A 1,598-nucleotide genomic window follows, 5' to 3' on the forward strand; every position below is an offset into this window, starting at 1 on the left:
TACTGGCTTGTTGCTCTTCGATAATGTTGCGCCATTGCTCAAGGCTACGCGTTTTTCTCATGGCTATCTCCTAATTGAAATTCGGAAATAGCTTAATCGCTTTGACGAGTTACTGGCAGGTGCACTTTGCTAGACGTTTACAACTTACCTCCTCCCATGACAACTTGATTGTACTATTCATTGCAACAAGACTACTTTGGTTGATAACTAATAAAAGTCAACAAACTGTTTTCATAAGTGGTCAGATGCCCAGTAAATTCCATTCCTTTATTGAGTAAAGGTGTCAGTTGCTCTGTCAGTCGAAGGGTAAATTGATTATTTGAGTACTGGAAGTCGATCAATTCTGCAGCAGAAAAATCAAAGTATTGATTAACCAAAGGATAAAGTGTTTTAAATAGACTTTCTTTGGCAGAAAATGCCAAAGTTAGCATAAATGAAAAGCTAAATTGAAATTTTTCAAAGTAGTGCTTCTCTTGATTATTAATGATTGTGTGCATCAACTTGTCAGCTAAATCGGGCTCCATGACTTCTTCATAATCAATACCAAAGTAGGGCACTAAACTCCTACGCGCAACCGCGGCAAAAGCCAAGTGTCCGGAATGTGTGATACTGCCGTTGGTATTTTCTGGCCAAATTGGATTTCTATGTTGGCCAACGGGTAACTTCGCCACTTGCAAACCTATGGCTTCTTGAGCCAAGCGAGCGCAATAACGACCAGCTAAAAACTCCGCTTTTCGTTTAACAACCGCATTGCTGATTCGCTCAAATTCATCAGAGATTTCATAAAAAGAAAATAACTCGTCTGAATACTCCTTTATATCGTAACGGCATTGGAAGCAAACGATGTCAGGGTAATTGATCAGGTGGAGCCTGTTTAGGTTGGTTATAAATTTCATTTAACGGGGGAGGGGCTGCCAGCCTATCGATAGTAATTGGTTGATTTTTATGTAGCTGAATTTAGCTCTTTTGGTACAGTTAACTTCAAAACTACAATTCAGCTTATTTCATCTGGTTAATTATATGCTAAAGACACATTGAAGTAAAGTTGAGAAATGATGCCTCAAGCAATGATTGGCCTGAAGCCTGGACAGCCACTAAAAGGGGTTCTAGGGAAATCCCCGCCATAGATTACAATTCGCTCTGTAAGCCCCACTACTCGTGACTTGTAGTGCATATTATCTCCAGCTTTGATCACTAAAATCACTTGTAAATGATCACTTTTATGCTCTTAATGATTTTGCCGATCAAAGCTTAATACCACTCGTAACCGAGTTCACGTTTTATCATTTTTGTAGGTGTGTTAAACCGTTATCTGAATCGTTTGATAAGGATCACAACAATGACAACAAGACCTATATCTATGAGTATACCCGTGATCAATGAAGGTACTTGATTTATACAATAATGAGGATCATGATATACCTCATGAAAAACATCAAATTGACCACAGAGCAAAAAATAGCTCTTGAAGCCCTTCACGATGCAAGTCGTGATGGCCGTGTTCGAGATCGAATTAAAGCTGTTTTACTTCGTTCTGAAGGTTGGTCAACGTCGATGATTGCTCAGGCATTACAACTTCATGAAACGAGTATTGTTAG

The 1,598-nt window shown here is 39.0% G+C and carries 2 protein-coding genes; one reads left to right on the forward strand and one right to left on the reverse strand.

Annotation, left to right across the window (positions count from 1 at the left end; translation table 11 throughout):
- Positions 1–191: 191 nt before the first annotated feature.
- The gene (locus QMA12_RS21960; protein ID WP_290211498.1) at positions 192–896 is read right to left on the reverse strand and encodes a 4'-phosphopantetheinyl transferase superfamily protein; all 705 of its coding nucleotides are present in this window, start codon (positions 894–896) and stop codon (positions 192–194) included.
- Positions 897–1,404: 508 nt separating this feature from the next.
- Between QMA12_RS21960 and QMA12_RS21965 the strand changes: the two genes are divergently transcribed.
- A partial coding sequence (locus tag QMA12_RS21965) for a helix-turn-helix domain-containing protein (RefSeq protein ID WP_356948042.1) occupies positions 1,405–1,598 on the forward strand: 194 nt, incomplete at its 3' end.

Origin of the sequence: Pseudoalteromonas sp. APC 3893 (genome assembly GCF_030408095.1) — a bacterium.
GTDB lineage: Bacteria > Pseudomonadota > Gammaproteobacteria > Enterobacterales > Alteromonadaceae > Pseudoalteromonas.